Here is a 14,469-nt window from a genome sequence, read left to right as displayed (position 1 = left end):
GGCCCGGGCCATGCAACCCTCGCATGCCCGCGCCAGCCCTCATCAGCTCCCGTTCTGCAGGCGTAAAACTTTGAAAGCAGCTTCTGTAAGGATTCTCTGCGACTCTGGCTGGGCGGCCCACAAAGCCGTGGCAGCGCATGGGTGCATTGAATGCTGGATGAGCGTCCCGGACTCCCTTTAGGGACCACTGATGAGGGTAATAACTGTGCTTGAAGCCTACCGCAAACACATCGAAGAGCGTGCCGCCCTGGGTATCGTGCCCCAGCCGCTGAACGCCGAACAAACTGCAGGCCTGGTCGAGCTGCTGAAAAACCCGCCAGCCGGCGAAGAAGCCTTCCTCGTAGACCTGATCACCAACCGCGTTCCGCCAGGAGTCGACGAAGCTGCCTACGTCAAGGCCGCTTTCCTCTCCGCCGTGGCCAAGGGCGAAGCCAAGTCGCCACTGATCGACCGCAAGCACGCTGCTGAACTGCTGGGCACCATGCAGGGCGGCTACAACATCGAGACGCTGGTTGCGCTGCTGGACGACGCCGAACTGGGCGCCGTCGCGGCCGAACAGCTCAAGCACACCCTGCTGATGTTCGATGCCTTCCACGACGTGGCCGAAAAGGCCAAGGCCGGCAACGTTCACGCCAAGGCCGTGCTGGACTCCTGGGCTGCTGGCGAGTGGTTCACCTCGCGTCCGGCCATCGCCGACAAATACACCCTGACCGTGTTCAAGGTGCCTGGCGAAACCAACACCGACGACCTGTCCCCTGCTCCGGACGCCTGGTCGCGCCCTGACATCCCGCTGCACGCCCTGGCCATGCTGAAGATGGCCCGTGACGGCATCGAGCCATCGCAGCCTGGTTCGGTCGGCCCGCTGGCACAGATCGAAGCAGTCAAGGCCAAGGGCTTCCCGGTGGCCTACGTCGGTGACGTGGTCGGTACCGGTTCCTCGCGTAAATCCGCCACCAACTCGGTGCTGTGGTTCTTCGGCGACGACATCCCGTACGTGCCGAACAAGCGCGCTGGTGGCTTCTGCTTCGGCACCAAGATCGCCCCGATCTTCTACAACACCATGGAAGACGCCGGCGCCCTGCCGATCGAATTCGACTGCACCAACTTGGCCATGGGCGACGTCATCGACGTTTACCCGTTCAAAGGTGAAGTGCGCCGTCACGGCAGCGACGAGCTGGTCACCGAGTTCGCCCTGAAAACCGAAGTACTGCTGGACGAAGTCCGCGCTGGCGGCCGTATCCCGCTGATCGTCGGCCGTGGCCTGACCGAAAAAGCCCGCGCCGAACTGGGCCTGGGTGCTTCCGACCTGTTCAAGAAGCCAGAGCAGCCTGCCGACACCGGCAAGGGCTTCACCCTGGCGCAGAAAATGGTCGGCCGTGCCTGCGGCCTGGCAGAAGGCCAGGGCGTGCGCCCAGGTGCGTACTGCGAGCCGAAGATGACCACCGTCGGTTCCCAGGACACCACTGGTCCGATGACCCGCGACGAGCTGAAAGACCTGGCGTGCCTGGGCTTCTCCGCTGACCTGGTGATGCAGTCTTTCTGCCACACCGCGGCCTATCCGAAGCCGATCGACGTCAACACCCACCACACCCTGCCAGACTTCATCCGCACCCGTGGCGGCGTGTCGCTGCGCCCAGGCGACGGCATCATCCACAGCTGGCTGAACCGCATGCTGATGCCTGACACCGTAGGTACCGGTGGCGACTCGCACACCCGCTTCCCGATCGGCATCTCGTTCCCGGCCGGCTCCGGCCTGGTGGCCTTCGCCGCCGCCACCGGCGTCATGCCGCTGGACATGCCAGAATCGATCCTGGTGCGCTTCAAGGGCAAACTGCAACCAGGCATCACCCTGCGTGACCTGGTCCACGCCATCCCTTACTACGCCATCCAGAAGGGCCTGCTGACCGTCGAGAAGAAAGGCAAGAAAAACGCCTTCTCCGGCCGCATCCTGGAAATCGAAGGCCTGGACGAGCTGACCGTCGAGCAAGCCTTCGAGCTGTCCGACGCCTCGGCCGAGCGTTCCGCTGCGGGCTGCACCATCAAGCTGCCGGAAAAGGCCATCGCCGAGTACCTGCAGTCCAACATCACCCTGCTGCGCTGGATGATCGGCGAAGGCTACGGCGATGCCCGCACCCTGGAGCGCCGCGCCCAGGCCATGGAAGCCTGGCTGGCCAAGCCTGAGCTGCTGTCGGCCGATGCCGATGCCGAATACGCCGAAATCATCGAGATCGACCTGGCCGACGTGAAAGAGCCTGTGCTCTGCGCGCCGAACGACCCGGACGATGCCCGCCTGCTGTCCTCGGTACAGGGCGAGAAGATCGACGAAGTGTTCATCGGTTCGTGCATGACCAACATCGGTCACTTCCGCGCTGCCGGCAAGCTGCTGGACAAGGTCAAGGGCGGTATCCCGACCCGTCTGTGGCTGGCCCCGCCAACCAAGATGGACGCCCACCAGCTGACCGAAGAAGGCTACTACGGCATCTACGGCAAGGCCGGTGCGCGCATGGAAATGCCAGGCTGCTCGCTGTGCATGGGTAACCAGGCACGCGTGCAGACCGGTTCGACCGTGGTCTCCACGTCGACCCGTAACTTCCCGAACCGTCTGGGCGACGCCACCAACGTGTACCTGGCCTCGGCCGAGCTGGCTGCGGTCGCTTCGATCATCGGCAAGCTGCCGACCGTCGAAGAGTACATGCAGTACGCCAAGGACATCGACAGCATGGCTGCCGACGTTTACCGCTACCTGAGCTTCGACCAGATCGCCGAGTTCCGCGAAGCGGCTGCCAACGCCAAGATCCCGGTGGTTCAGGCGTAAGCATCGGTTGTAGGCTGTAAGACAAAGCCCCGGCAGAAATGCCGGGGCTTTTTTATTCATCCTGTGCTGGCCTCAGATAGCGAACAGATCCACAAACCGGTGCACCGCCATCTGCTCCAGCTGCTGCTGGTCCTTGCACAGTTCGAAAATCTGCTGACAGCGTTGCCGCACAAAGCGCGTCGCCAGGTTTTCCCTGAACTTGGCCTCCAGCAACGGTATCCCCTCCTCCCGCCGCCGCCGATGCCCGATCGGATACTCCACCGACACCTGCTCGGTGCTGCTGCCGTCCTTGAAGAACACCTGCACGGCATTGGCAATCGAACGCTTGTCCGCCTCCAGGTATTCCCGGCTGAAGCGCGGGTCTTCAACCACCTCCATCTTCTCGCGCAGGCGATCGATGCTCGGGTGGTTGGCATGGAAGGCATCTTCATAATACTCGGCCACCAGGTGACCGAAGATCAGCGGCACCGCCACCATGTATTGCAGGCAATGGTCACGGTCAGCGGCGTTGGCCAACGGGCCACTCTTGGAAATGATGCGAATCGCCGACTCCTGGGTGGTAATGACGATGCGGTCGATTTCATGTAGGCGGTTACGCACCAGCGGGTGCAGGGTGACCGCCGCCTCGCAGGCCGTCTGGGCGTGGAACTCGGCCGGGAAGCTGACCTTGAACAGCACATTCTCCATCACGTAACTGGCCAAGGCTTGCGGCAGGCGCAGCTCGTACTGGCCGGCCGGCTTCACCGCCAGGTCCTTGTTGGTGTGACTGAACAAGACGTCATGGAAACCCCACTGCGCTGCCGTCAGCACCCCGGGCACGCCCATTTCGCCACGTAGCGCGATATCGGCCAGGCGTACGCCGCGGCTGGAGGCGTCGCCGGCCGCCCAGGACTTGCGCGAGCCGGCGTTGGGCGCATGGCGGTAAGTGCGCAACGCCTGGCCATCGACGAAAGCATGGGACAAGGCTGAAAGCATCTGCTCGCGGTTGGCCCCCATCAGCCTGGCGCACACGGCGGTCGAGGCCACCTTGACCAGTATCACGTGATCGAGGCCCACCCGATTGAACGAGTTCTCCAGCGCCAGCACGCCCTGGATCTCATGGGCCATGACCATGGCTTCGAGCACGTCGCGCATCAGCAGCGGTGCTTCACCGCTGGCCACACGCTTCTGTGACAGGTGATCGGCAACCGCCAGGATGCCGCCAAGGTTGTCCGAGGGGTGCGCCCATTCTGCGGCCAGCCAGGTGTCGTTGTAGTCCAGCCAGCGCACGGTGCAGCCGATGTCCCAGGCGGCTTTGACCGGGTCGAGGCGATAGGCGGTTCCGGGAACGCGCGCGCCATTGGGCACCACGGTGCCTTCCACCAGCGGGCCGAGGAGCTTGGTGCATTCAGGGAAGCGCAGGGCCAGCAGGCCGCAGCCGAGGGTGTCCATCAGGCAGTTGCGTGCGGTGTCCAGGGCTTCAGGGGATTCGACCCGGTATGTGAGGGCGTAGTCGGCGAGGGTTTGCAGCACCCGGTCGTAATCCGGGCGGTCGTTCAGGTCCACGTTGGCGCTCATAGCCAGCTCCCTTCAGAATTGCCGGGGCTGCAACGCAGCCCCTGCGAACTAAAGCCGAGCGCCAGTGGTGCGTTAGAAGCTATCGCCAGGCACGCGAACCCAGCCCTCCATCAGCACGCGAGCACTGCGGCTCATGATTGCCTTGGTCACCGTCCACTGGCCATCCACCTGGCGCGCCTCGGCCCCGACCCGCAAAGTGCCGGACGGATGACCGAAACGCACGGCACTGCGCTCGCCCCCGCCCGCAGCGAGGTTGACCAGCGTGCCCGGAATGGCCGCGGCGGTGCCGATGGCCACGGCTGCGGTACCCATCATCGCGTGGTGCAGCTTGCCCATGGACAACGCACGCACCAGCAGGTCGATGTCACCGGCCGCAACCACCTTGCCACTGGACGCAGTGTAGGTGCTCGGCGGCGCAACGAAAGCCACCTTTGGCGTGTGCTGACGCCCGGCAGCCTGATCGACATGCTCGATCAGGCCCATGCGCACGGCGCCGTAGGCGCGGATGGTCTCGAAACGCAGCAGCGCCTGTGGGTCGCCGTTGATCGCATCCTGCAATTCGGTACCGGTGTAGCCGATGTCGGCGGCATTGACGAACACGGTCGGGATGCCAGCGTTGATCAAGGTCGCCTTGAAGGTGCCGACACCCGGCACTTCCAGGTCGTCCACCAGGTTGCCGGTGGGGAACATCGCCCCACCATCGCCATCCTCGTCGGCGGCCGGATCAAGGAACTCCAGCTGCACTTCGGCGGCCGGGAAAGTCACGCCGTCCAGTTCGAAGTCGCCGGTTTCCTGCACTTCACCTTCGGTGATCGGCACATGGGCGATGATGGTCTTGCCGATGTTGGCCTGCCAGATGCGCACGGTGGCGATGCCGTTGCGCGGAATGCGCGCCGGGTCGACCAGGCCGTTGCTGATGGCGAACGAGCCGACTGCGGCAGACAGATTGCCGCAGTTGCCGCTCCAGTCGACGAAGGCCTTGTCGATGGCGACCTGGCCGAACAGGTAATCGACATCGTGCCCGGGCTTGATGCTCTTCGACAGGATGACCGTCTTGCTGGTGCTCGACGTAGCGCCGCCCATGCCGTCGATCTGCTTGGCATAAGGGTCGGGGCTGCCGATCACCCGCAACAGCAAGGCATCGCGAGCTGGGCCCGGGACCTGGGCCGATTCCGGCAGGTCTTGCAGGCGGAAGAACACGCCCTTGCTGGTACCGCCACGGATGTACGTGGCGGGGATTCTCACTTGCGCTACATGTGCCATGTTCAACTCCTGTTCAAGCGGTCGCTTCGAGGAAGTCCTGGGCAAAGCGCTGCAGCACCCCGCCCGCCTCATAGATCGACACTTCCTCGGCAGTGTCCAGGCGGCAGGTGACCGGCACTTCGACACGCTCGCCATTGCGCCGCGTGACCACCAGGGTCAGCGTCGCCCGAGGCTTGCGCTGGCCGAGCACGTCATAGGTCTCGCTGCCGTCCAGGCCCAGGGTCTTGCGGTCGGTGCCCGGTTTGAACTCCAGCGGCAACACGCCCATGCCCACCAGGTTGGTGCGGTGAATGCGCTCGAAGCCCTCGGCGACGATCGCTTCGACACCGGCCAGGCGCACACCCTTGGCCGCCCAGTCACGGGACGAACCCTGGCCATAGTCGCCACCGGCAACGATGATCAGCGGCTGCTTGCGCTCCATATAGGTTTCGATGGCCTCCCACATGCGGGTGACCTTGCCTTCCGGTTCGATGCGCGCCAGCGAGCCTTGCTTCACGCTGCCGTCGTCCTTGCGCACCATTTCGTTGAAGAGCTTGGGGTTGGCGAAGGTGGCACGCTGCGCGGTCAGGTGGTCACCGCGGTGGGTGGCGTAGGAGTTGAAGTCCTCTTCCGGCAGGCCCATCTTCGCCAGGTATTCACCTGCGGCGCTGTCGAGCAGGATGGCGTTGGACGGCGACAGGTGGTCGGTGGTGATGTTGTCCGGCAGCACCGCCAGCGGGCGCATGCCGCGCAGGGTGCGTTCACCGGCCAGGGCGCCTTCCCAGTATGGCGGGCGGCGGATATAGGTGCTCATCGGGCGCCAGTCGTACAGCGGCGCAACTTTTGGCCCGCGGTCTTCCTCGATGGCGAACATCGGGATGTAGACCTTGCGGAACTGCTCCGGCTTGACCGCCGCACGCACGACTGCGTCGATTTCCTCGTCGCTCGGCCAGATGTCCTTGAGGCGGATTTCCTTGCCATCGACCACGCCCAGCACGTCCTTTTCGATGTCGAAGCGGATGGTGCCGGCAATCGCGTAGGCCACCACCAGCGGCGGCGAGGCGAGGAACGCCTGCTTGGCATAAGGGTGGATACGCCCGTCGAAGTTGCGGTTGCCCGACAGCACGGCGGTGGCATACAGGTCACGGTCGATGATTTCCTGCTGGATCACCGGGTCCAGTGCGCCGGACATGCCGTTGCAGGTGGTACAGGCGAAGGCGACGATGCCGAAGCCCAGTTGCTCCAGCTCCTTTTCCAGCCCCGCTTCTTCCAGGTACAGCTGCACGGCCTTGGAGCCGGGTGCCAGCGACGACTTGACCCATGGCTTGCGGTTGAGGCCGAGCTTGTTGGCGTTGCGCGCCAGCAGGCCGGCGGCAATCACGTTGCGCGGGTTGCTGGTGTTGGTGCAGCTGGTGATGGCGGCGATGATCACCGCACCGTCGGGCATCTGCCCCGGCACTTCTTCCCAGGCACCGGCGATGCCCTTTGCCGCCAGGTCACTGGTAGCGACGCGGGCGTGCGGGTTGGACGGGCCGGCCATGTTGCGCACCACACTCGACAGGTCGAAGCTCAGGGTGCGCTCGTATTCGGCCTTGGCCAGGCTGTCGGCCCACAGGCCGGCGACCTTGGCGTAAGTTTCCACCAGCTGCACCTGCTGGTCGTCGCGGCCGGTCAGCTTGAGGTAGTCGATGGTCTGCTGGTCGATGGCGAACATCGCAGCGGTGGCGCCGTATTCCGGGGCCATGTTGGAGATGGTGGCACGGTCGCCCAGGGTCAGGGCGCGTGCGCCTTCGCCATGGAACTCGAGGTAGGCGCCGACGACTTTCTGCTTGCGCAGGAATTCGGTCAGGGCCAGCACCAGGTCGGTGGCGGTGATGTTCGGTGCCAGCTTGCCGGTCAGCTCGACGCCGACGATTTCCGGCAGGCGCATCCACGAGGCGCGGCCCAGCATGACGTTTTCGGCTTCCAGGCCGCCGACACCAATGGCGATCACGCCCAGGGCATCGACATGCGGGGTGTGGCTGTCGGTGCCAACGCAGGTGTCCGGGTAGGCCACGCCGCGGTCGCTGTGGATGACCGGCGACATCTTCTCCAGGTTGATCTGGTGCATGATGCCGTTGCCAGGCTGGATCACATCGACGTTCTTGAACGCCTTCTTGGTCCAGTTGATGAAATGGAAACGGTCTTCGTTACGGCGGTCTTCGATGGCGCGGTTCTTCTCGAACGCCTGCGGGTCGAAACCACCGCACTCCACGGCCAGGGAGTGGTCGACAATCAGCTGCACCGGTACCACCGGGTTGACCTGGGCCGGGTCACCGCCCTTGTCGGCGATGGCATCACGCAGGCCGGCGAGGTCGACCAGGGCGGTCTGGCCGAGGATGTCATGGCACACCACCCGGGCCGGGAACCATGGGAAGTCGAGATCGCGCTTGCGCTCGATCAGCTGGCCCAGCGAGGCGTCGAGGGTGGCCGGGTCGCAGCGGCGCACCAGGTTTTCGGCCAGCACGCGGGAGGTATACGGCAGGCTGTCGTAGGCACCGGGCTTGATGGCCTCGACGGCAGCGCGGGCATCGAAGTAGTCCAGGGCTGTGCCTGGCAGGTTCTTGCGGAATGCAGTATTCATCTTGGAATCAGGCTCGGTCACAGGATTCGGAAGGTTGCCCCGCCTCCACACGGGAAGCGGGTTGCCTCTCTTTATCTATTCAGCGCTGCTCGATCGGCACGAACTGGCGCTGTTCGACGCCGACGTATTCGGCACTCGGGCGGATGATGCGGTTGTTGGCGCGCTGTTCGAACACGTGCGCGGCCCAGCCAGTCAGGCGCGAGCAGACGAAGATCGGGGTGAACAGCTTGGTCGGGATGCCCATGAAGTGGTACGCCGAGGCATGGTAGAAGTCGGCGTTGGGGAACAGGCGCTTCTGCTCCCACATGGTCTTGTCGATGGCTTCGGAAACCGGGTACAGGACCGTGTCACCGACCTGGTCGGCCAGCTGTTTCGACCAGCCTTTGATCACCTCGTTGCGCGGGTCGGACTCTTTGTAGATCGCGTGGCCGAAGCCCATGATCTTGTCCTTGCGCTCGAGCATGCGCAGCAGTTCGGCAGTGGCCTCCTGCGGGCTCTGGAAGCGTTCGATCAGTTCCATCGCCGCTTCGTTGGCACCGCCGTGCAGCGGGCCGCGCAGCGAACCGATGGCAGCGGTGACGCAGGAATACAGGTCAGACAGGGTCGAGGCGCACACCCGCGCGGTGAAGGTCGAGGCGTTGAACTCGTGCTCGGCGTAGAGAATCAGCGACACGTTCATCACCTTGACGTGCAGCTCGCTCGGCTTCTTGCCATGCAGCAGGTGCAGGAAGTGGCCACCGAGGGTGTCTTCATCACTGGTGCAGTCGATGCGCACACCGTGGTGGGTGAAGCGGTACCAATAGCACATCACTGCCGGGAACAGCGCCAGCAGGCGGTCGGTTTTCTCGCGTTGGGCTTCGAAGGTAAGCTCCGGCTCCAGGGTACCCAGCACCGAGCAACCGGTGCGCATCACGTCCATCGGGTGAGCATCGCGCGGAATGCGCTCGAGCACTTCCTTCAGCGCCTGCGGCAGGTCACGCAGGCCCTTGAGCTTGCGCTTGTAGTCGGCCAGTTCGGCCTTGCTCGGCAGCTCGCCGTACAGCAGCAGGTAGGCGACTTCTTCGAATTCGGCACCGGCGGCCAAGTCACGGACGTCGTAGCCACGGTAGGTCAGGCCGGCACCGGCCTGGCCCACGGTCGACAGTGCGGTCTGGCCAGCCACCTGGCCACGCAGGCCAGCGCCACTGAGTACTTTTGCTTCGGCCATGGTGTTTCTCCTTTCTTGAATTTGTTATAGGAAGCGATCTGGCTAATTCGGGAACGGTGCGCTCAACCTTTCTTCTGGGCAAACAGCGCGTCGAGGCTCTGCTCGAAGGCGTGGTAGCCAATGGCATCGTAGAGCTCCATGCGGGTCTGCATGGTGTCGATCACGTTCTTCTGCGTGCCGTCGCGGCGCAGTGCGGTGTAGACGTTTTCAGCCGCCTTGTTCATGGCGCGGAACGCCGACAGCGGATAAAGCACCAGCGACACATCGACCGAGGCCAGCTCTTCGGTGGTGTACAGCGGCGTGGCGCCGAATTCGGTGATGTTGGCCAGGATCGGTGCCTGCACCCGATCAGCGAAGGTCTTGTACATCGACAGTTCGGTGATGGCTTCCGGGAAGATCATGTCGGCGCCCGCCTCGATGCAGGCGGCAGCGCGGTCCAGGGCAGCGTTCAGGCCTTCCACCGCCAGGGCGTCGGTACGCGCCATGATCACGAAGCTGTCATCGGTGCGGGCATCCACCGCGGCCTTGATGCGGTCGACCATCTCCTGCTGGGTGACGATTTCCTTGTTCGGGCGGTGGCCGCAGCGCTTGGCGCCAACCTGGTCCTCGATGTGGATCGCCGCTGCTCCGAACTTGCACATCGAGCGCACGGTGCGGGCGACGTTGAAGGCCGACGCGCCGAAACCGGTGTCGACGTCCACCAGCAAGGGCACGTCGCAGACATCGGTGATGCGGCGCACATCGGTCAGCACGTCATCCAGGCCACTGATACCCAGGTCAGGCAGGCCCAGGGAGCCAGCGGCAACGCCGCCACCGGACAGATAGATGGCCTTGAAACCGGCACGCTTGGCCAGCAGCGCATGGTTGGCGTTGATCGCGCCGACCACTTGCAGGGGGTGTTCGGCGGCAACGGCGTCGCGGAAACGTTGACCGGGGGTGCTCTTCACAGTCATTTCTCACCTCGTGGGCTATTGTTGTTGGCGTCCAGGTAGTGACGCTCGATGTTGCGCTTGGACGCGCCGATGTGGCGGCGCATCAGGAGTTCGGCCAGTTCACCGTCACGGTCGGCGATGGCATCGAGAATGCGGTGGTGTTCGGCAAAGGCCTGGCGCGGCCGGTTGGGCGTGGCGGAAAACTGGATGCGGTACATGCGCACCAGTTGATACAGCTCGCCGCAAAGCATCTTGACCAGGGTCTGGTTGCCGCTGCCCTGGATGATCCGGTAGTGGAAGTCGTAGTCGCCTTCCTGCTGGTAATAGCCAAGCCCGGCCTGGAACGCAGCATCGCGCTCATGGGTATCGAGCACCCGGCGCAGCTCGTCGATGTCGGCCTGGCTCATGCGCTCGGCCGCCAGGCGGCAGGCCATGCCTTCGAGTGATTCGCGGATTTCGTACAGTTCGATCAGCTCGGCATGATTGAGCGACACCACCCGCGCGCCGACATGCGGCACACGCACCAGCAGACGCTGGCCCTCCAACCGATGGATGGCCTCGCGCAGCGGGCCGCGGCTGATGCCATAGGTGCGCGCCAGCTCCGGTTCGGAGATCTTGCTGCCCGGGGCGATGTCGCCCTTGACGATCGCCGCCTGGATACGCCGGAAGACATTCTCGGACAAGGTTTCCGTTTCGTCTGACTCGACGGGGCTTGGGGTGGTGAGGTCCAGCATATTGTCGACACCTTGCTAATCGCTTGAGCAAAAACTAGCGAATCAGAGGCGAACAGTCAAAGACAAAATGAACATTGTCGACAATCGTCTAAGAACGAACTTACCCAGTGATGGCGTTGTCAGATCGCGGCACGCTGGCGTCAAGACGTCGGCGTGATAGAATGCCGCGCCTCCAACGGAGTATCGATAGTGTGTTTGTCTTCAATTCATGTTGATGACAGATGAACGAGGAAGCTTGTGCAGTCGTTGCCAGTCAACTTAGCCCCGAACCCCGCACAGCTAAGCACCGCGCCAGGATTATGAGACTTACACCCGTATTATTGCTGTTATGCCTCACCCTGCTGCCGGCCCTTGGCCAGGCGGCGGGCAAGACCGTGTACGGTCTGAACGAATACGCCCGGCTCGGCGACCTTGACCTGGAAGTGGCCGCCAAGCTCGACACCGGGGCCAAGACCGCGTCGCTCAGCGCCCGCGACATCAAGCGCTTCAAGCGCAACGGCGAAAGCTGGGTGCGCTTCTACCTGGCCATCGACGCCGCCCATTCGCACCCCATCGAACGCCCCCTGGCGCGCGTGAGCAAGATCAAGCGCCGCGCCGGCGACTATGATGCGGAATCCGGCAAGGCCTACACTGCCCGCCCGGTCATCGAACTTGAAATCTGCATGGGCCAGGCCCGGCGCACCATCGAAGTCAACCTCACCGACCGCAGCGCCTTCCAGTTCCCGCTGCTGATCGGCTCCGAGGCGCTCAAGCACTTCGACGCGCTGGTCGACCCAAGCCTTAAATACGCGGCCGGCAAACCTGCCTGTGCCACCGACGCTCCCAAAGCAGAGTAACCCCGATGCGCTCTCTTACCCTCCATCTGAAAGTCCTGATCACCGTGCTGGTGCTGCTCGGCGTGGCGGTCACGGCCTATCAGATCTTCGTGCTCGGCATCCCGGTGACCGAGGACGAGACCGACGACTTGTGGAACATCGACGCCAAGGTCGAGTTCGTCGCCAGTTCCAAGGACCCGGTCAAGATCCAGATGTTCGTGCCGCCGCTGAACCGTGACTACGTCAGCCTCAACGAGAGCTTCATCTCCAACAACTACGGCGTCAGCGTCAACCGCGTCGACGGCAACCGCAAGGTGACCTGGTCGGCGCGCCGCGTCAGCGGCAACCAGACCCTGTACTACCGCCTGGTGCTGACCAAGCGCTACAGCAACGAAAAGTCCGCCATCAAGGGCCCGACCTTCCGTGACAGCCTGGCCATCGACGGCCCCGAGAAGATCGCCGCCGAAGCCCTGATGGCACCGATCCGCCAGCACTCGGCCGACGTCGAGACCTTCGTCAGCGAGACCATCAAGCGGGTCAACAACCTCAACGACGACAACGTCAAGCTGCTGCTGGCCGGCGACACCTCGCCGATGAAGAAGGCCCAGGTCATCGACCTGCTGCTGTCGATTGCCCACGTGCCGATGGAAAAGGTCCACACCATCCGGCTGGTTGCCGACACCCCGCAAACACCTGAACTGTGGCTGCGCAGTTTCAACGGCAACGACTGGCTGTACTTCAACCCGGACACCGGCGAACAGGGCCTGCCATCCGACCGCCTGCTGTGGTGGACCGGTGACGACAACCTGATCACCGTCGATGGCGGCAAGAAGGCCAACGTCACCTTCAGCATGAACAACAGCGAGATGAACGCCATCCGCCTGGCCAAGCTGACCGACGAGAACACCGACGCCGACTTCCTCGAATACTCGCTGTACGGCCTGCCACTGCAGACCCAACAGACCTTCATGATCATGGTGATGATCCCGATCGGCGTGCTGGTGATCCTGATCCTGCGCAACCTGATCGGCATCCAGACCCTGGGTACCTTCACCCCGGTGCTGATCGCCCTGGCCTTCCGCGAGACTCAGCTGGGCTTCGGCATCGTACTGTTCACGGTGATCACCGCGCTGGGCCTGTCGCTACGCTCGTACCTGGAACACCTGAAGCTGCAGATGCTGCCGCGCCTGTCGGTGGTGCTGACCTTCGTTGTGGTCCTGATTGCCGCCATCAGCCTGTTCAGCCACAAGCTGGGCCTGGAGCGCGGCCTGTCGGTGGCGCTGTTCCCGATGGTGATCCTGACCATGACCATCGAACGCCTGTCGATCACCTGGGAAGAGCGCGGTGGTGGCCATGCCATGAAAGTGGCGATCGGCACGCTGTTCGCCGCCTCCCTGGCACACCTGCTGATGATGGTGCCGGAGCTGGTGTACTTCGTCTTCACCTTCCCTGCCGTGCTGTTGGTCCTGGTGGGCTTCATGCTGGCGATGGGTCGCTATCGCGGCTACCGCCTGACCGAGCTCGTGCGTTTCAAGGCATTCCTGAAGAAGGCTGACGCCTGATGTTTGGCCTGATCAAGACGTGGAAAGCCCTGGAGGCCCGGGGCATCATGGGGATCAACCGGCGTAACGCGGACTACGTACTGAAGTACAACAAGCGCAGCCTGTACCCGATCGTCGACGACAAGATCATCACCAAGGAGCGTGCGCTCGCTGCTGGCATCCATGTGCCGGAGATGTACGGCATCATCGAGACCGAGAAGCAGATCGAAAAGCTTCACGAGATCATCGGCGGGCGCAACGATTTCGTCATCAAGCCGGCGCAGGGCGCCGGCGGTGACGGCATCCTGGTGATCGCAGACCGCTTCGAGGACCGCTATCGCACGGTGTCCGGCAAGATCATCAGCCACGAGGAAATCGAGCACCAGGTGTCGAGCATCCTCACCGGCCTTTACTCGCTCGGCGGCCACCGTGACCGTGCGCTGATCGAGTACCGGGTGACCCCGGACCAGATCTTCAAGAGCATCAGCTACGAGGGCGTACCGGACATCCGCATCATCGTGCTGATGGGCTACCCGGTAATGGCCATGCTGCGCCTGCCGACCCGTCAGTCCGGCGGCAAGGCCAACCTGCACCAGGGCGCCATCGGTGTGGGTGTGGACCTGGCCACCGGCGTGACCCTGCGCGGCACCTGGCTGAACAACATCATCAGCAAGCACCCGGACACCACCAACGCGGTGGACGGCGTGCAATTGCCGAACTGGGACGGCTTCATGAAGCTGGCTGCCGGCTGCTACGAGCTGTGCGGGTTGGGGTACATCGGCGTGGACATGGTGCTGGACCAGGACAAGGGGCCGCTGATTCTCGAACTCAACGCCCGCCCCGGCCTGAACATCCAGATCGCCAACGACACCGGGCTGACCCAGCGTACCCATGCCATCGAGGCGCACATCGAAGCGCTGGCCAAGGAAGGGATCACCGAAGACGCCGAACAGCGTGTGCGGGTGACCCAGAATCTGTTCGGGCACGTGCATCCGCGTTAAGC

The 14,469-nt window shown here is 63.7% G+C and carries 10 protein-coding genes; 4 read left to right on the top strand and 6 right to left on the bottom strand.

What is annotated here, in order from left to right:
- The first annotated feature begins 205 nt into the window (after window positions 1-205).
- A complete protein-coding gene (gene acnB / locus C2H86_RS20820; protein WP_159412965.1) occupies window positions 206-2,815 on the top strand; it encodes a bifunctional aconitate hydratase 2/2-methylisocitrate dehydratase in 2,610 nt (869 codons plus the stop codon).
- 72 nt (window positions 2,816-2,887) lie between these two features.
- Here the strand turns inward: acnB and prpD are convergent, their stop codons facing one another.
- From prpD to C2H86_RS20790, 6 genes are all read right to left on the bottom strand, one after another.
- Window positions 2,888-4,372: a 2-methylcitrate dehydratase gene (gene prpD / locus C2H86_RS20815; protein WP_159409606.1), complete on the bottom strand. Its 1,485-nt coding sequence runs from the start codon at window positions 4,370-4,372 to the stop codon at window positions 2,888-2,890.
- Between the two features lie 72 nt (window positions 4,373-4,444).
- Window positions 4,445-5,635 (bottom strand): 2-methylaconitate cis-trans isomerase PrpF, encoded by a 1,191-nt coding sequence (gene prpF, locus C2H86_RS20810; protein WP_159409605.1) that lies wholly within the window; start codon window positions 5,633-5,635, stop codon window positions 4,445-4,447.
- A gap of 13 nt (window positions 5,636-5,648) precedes the next feature.
- Window positions 5,649-8,237: a Fe/S-dependent 2-methylisocitrate dehydratase AcnD gene (acnD, locus tag C2H86_RS20805; protein WP_159409604.1), complete on the bottom strand. Its 2,589-nt coding sequence runs from the start codon at window positions 8,235-8,237 to the stop codon at window positions 5,649-5,651.
- A gap of 79 nt (window positions 8,238-8,316) precedes the next feature.
- The gene (gene prpC / locus C2H86_RS20800) at window positions 8,317-9,444 is read right to left on the bottom strand and encodes a bifunctional 2-methylcitrate synthase/citrate synthase (protein WP_159409603.1); all 1,128 of its coding nucleotides are present in this window, start codon (window positions 9,442-9,444) and stop codon (window positions 8,317-8,319) included.
- Window positions 9,445-9,506: 62 nt separating this feature from the next.
- Complete coding sequence (gene prpB / locus C2H86_RS20795) at window positions 9,507-10,397, bottom strand: methylisocitrate lyase (RefSeq protein WP_027919649.1); 891 nt, start codon at window positions 10,395-10,397, stop codon at window positions 9,507-9,509.
- Entirely contained in the window at window positions 10,394-11,110 is a 717-nt protein-coding gene (locus C2H86_RS20790) for a GntR family transcriptional regulator (protein WP_103448145.1), read from the bottom strand. The genes prpB and C2H86_RS20790 overlap by 4 nt, the downstream gene beginning before the upstream one ends.
- A 299-nt stretch (window positions 11,111-11,409) precedes the next feature.
- On the opposite strand from C2H86_RS20790, the gene C2H86_RS20785 reads away from it, so the two are divergent.
- From C2H86_RS20785 to C2H86_RS20775, 3 genes are read left to right on the top strand one after another with little or no spacing between them, the layout of a single operon-like run.
- Window positions 11,410-11,946: an ATP-dependent zinc protease family protein gene (locus C2H86_RS20785; RefSeq protein WP_027919647.1), complete on the top strand. Its 537-nt coding sequence runs from the start codon at window positions 11,410-11,412 to the stop codon at window positions 11,944-11,946.
- A 5-nt stretch (window positions 11,947-11,951) separates the two neighbouring features.
- Complete coding sequence (locus tag C2H86_RS20780) at window positions 11,952-13,487, top strand: inactive transglutaminase family protein (RefSeq protein ID WP_159409602.1); 1,536 nt, start codon at window positions 11,952-11,954, stop codon at window positions 13,485-13,487.
- The gene (locus C2H86_RS20775; RefSeq protein WP_079227226.1) at window positions 13,487-14,467 is read left to right on the top strand and encodes an alpha-L-glutamate ligase-like protein; all 981 of its coding nucleotides are present in this window, start codon (window positions 13,487-13,489) and stop codon (window positions 14,465-14,467) included. The genes C2H86_RS20780 and C2H86_RS20775 overlap by 1 nt, the downstream gene beginning before the upstream one ends.
- The last annotated feature ends 2 nt before the right edge of the window (window positions 14,468-14,469 follow it).

This window comes from Pseudomonas putida (assembly GCF_009883635.2).
Lineage (GTDB): Bacteria > Pseudomonadota > Gammaproteobacteria > Pseudomonadales > Pseudomonadaceae > Aquipseudomonas > Aquipseudomonas putida_W.
The sequence above is the reverse complement of the archived record's forward strand: the minus strand, read 5'-3'. Positions and strand labels throughout refer to the sequence as shown.